Below are 1936 nucleotides of genomic sequence, written 5' to 3'. Positions count from 1 at the left end.
CTTCGACCCGGGCGAACTCAGCGACTGGCCGGCCGACCTGACGGTGTTGGTCGTCCTCCCCACGGCGGTCACCCTCGCGGCCGCATGGACCCACGGCCGCTACCGGTTCGCCTCCGAGCGGGAGTCGCGCCGGCAGACGCTCGGGCGGCTGTTCCGCGCCTGGCGGCCCACCCTGGCGGGGGCGTTCACCTACTGGGGGCGGCTGCTGGTCCCGCTCCTGGGCGTCGGCGGCCTGGGTCTGCTGCTGCGCACGGTCGTCCTGGACGACCCGGGCCGACGGCTCCTCACCACCTACGCGGTGCTCGCGCTCGACGGGATCCTGCTCACCGCGGCGACCTTCGGCCAGAACCTCCGCGTCCAGGTGTCGGTGCAGTCCCCGGACGGCGAGAACGACGCGGTGGCCACCGACTACCTGCTGGCCCGGGTCCAGGACCTCGGCATCGACACCCCGCCGATGCGGCTGCGGGCGATCACCAGCTCCATGCACCTGAGCACGATCAAGACCGAGGACCTCAGCGCCCTGCCGAACGGGAAGATCGCCGCGGCCCTCTCCGGCCTCTTCTTCGCCGTCCGGCCGGACCTCACCTGGCGGGTGCGGGCCGCCATCATGGACGACAACCGGATCACCGTGACCCTCTCCCGCAACGGCCGCCACGCCGAGAGCGACATCTTCAGCCGCGCCGAGCTGTTCCTCCCGCTGAGCAGGAGCGAGGACGCCCGGGAGCGCGCGAAGGCCCAGCTGCTCACCGGCGCCGCCGCGGTGACGCTGCTGCGGCTGAGCCGGGCGCACCCCAGGCTCAGGAACCAGCTCTGCGGCGCCACCAACTGGCGGAGCGTCACCCTGCAGGTGATCGCGACCAGTCGCTCGCTCATCGACGATCCCGGCCTGCGGACGGCACTGCTGGCCAGAGCCGTCGACGAGGACCCGGGCAACATCCTCGCCCGCGTCGACCATCTCTGGGCCCTCCAGGACGCGACGCGGCACGACAGCTACGCCTACCGGCAGCTGGCCGACGCGGCGGACGAGCAGCTGGCCGTCGTCAAGGCGCTCTGCCCCGACGTCCTGGTGATCCGTGCGCTGTACCGCAGCGCCTCCCAGTGGATCAACCGCTGCGCGGCCACCGGCGGCCGGGACATGGACGCCTCGAGCAAGGCCAAGATGGCGGTCGAGGAACTGGCGCGCAAGTGCGTGGAGACCGACACGGACGACGTGGAGCACATGACCCTCGCCCGGCAGATCCGCCCCGTCGCCGAGGCCATGGAGCACGAGATCGCGGCGCTCTCCGGTGTGTGGTCGGCCCGCCACCCCTTCATGAGGTCCGCGCCCCCGCCGCGGCTGGCCTACGAGTACGCCCGCCTCGCCGGCCTCGACCCGCGGCGCCCCCGGGTGTCCGACCGCACCGCCATCCACTACCTGCGCATCGCCCTGCCGACCGAGGCGCTCAGGGCCGAGGCCCGCAAGGACCCCTGCCTCGCCAGGCTGCACGACAGCAAGGAGTACCAGGAGCTCACGGCCGCCGCCTCGACCTTCCTCGACCTCCCGGTCTTCGACTCCTGCCGGCCGGCGCTCGTCGAGGCCGGGCTCAGCGCCCCGACGGACTTCCTGCTCCGCACCGCGACCGCCCGTCAGCGCGCCGTCCTGGCCGAGTACCTCGACGTCTCGCCGGTGCTCGTCGAACGGTTCGTCCAGATCGCCCAGCTGACCCAGCTCCACGACCGCCTCGACTGCGCCGCCACCCTGGGCCTGCTGGTGGAGTGCGGCATCGACTCCCCGGCCCGGCTGCTCGCGGAGTTCGCCCGGGACAAGGACAGGTTGTTCGAGGCCATCGGGGACGCGAACCGGGAAGGCCCGCGCATCCCGGAGGTCGACGACCAACACCGTCAGGTCGGCCGGCCAGTCGCTGAGTTCGCCCGGGTCGAAGGGGTGGAACATCTG

Annotated in this window: 1 protein-coding gene; it reads left to right on the top strand. The window is 72.7% G+C overall.

Going from position 1 to position 1936, the window contains the following annotated elements:
* A partial coding sequence (locus ABZ641_RS35335) for a hypothetical protein (protein WP_359988498.1) occupies window positions 1–1936 on the top strand: 1936 nt, incomplete at both ends.

This window comes from Kitasatospora sp. NPDC007106, from assembly GCF_040634455.1.
GTDB lineage: Bacteria > Actinomycetota > Actinomycetes > Streptomycetales > Streptomycetaceae > Kitasatospora > Kitasatospora arboriphila.
The sequence above is the reverse complement of the archived record's forward strand: the minus strand, read 5'-3'. Positions and strand labels throughout refer to the sequence as shown.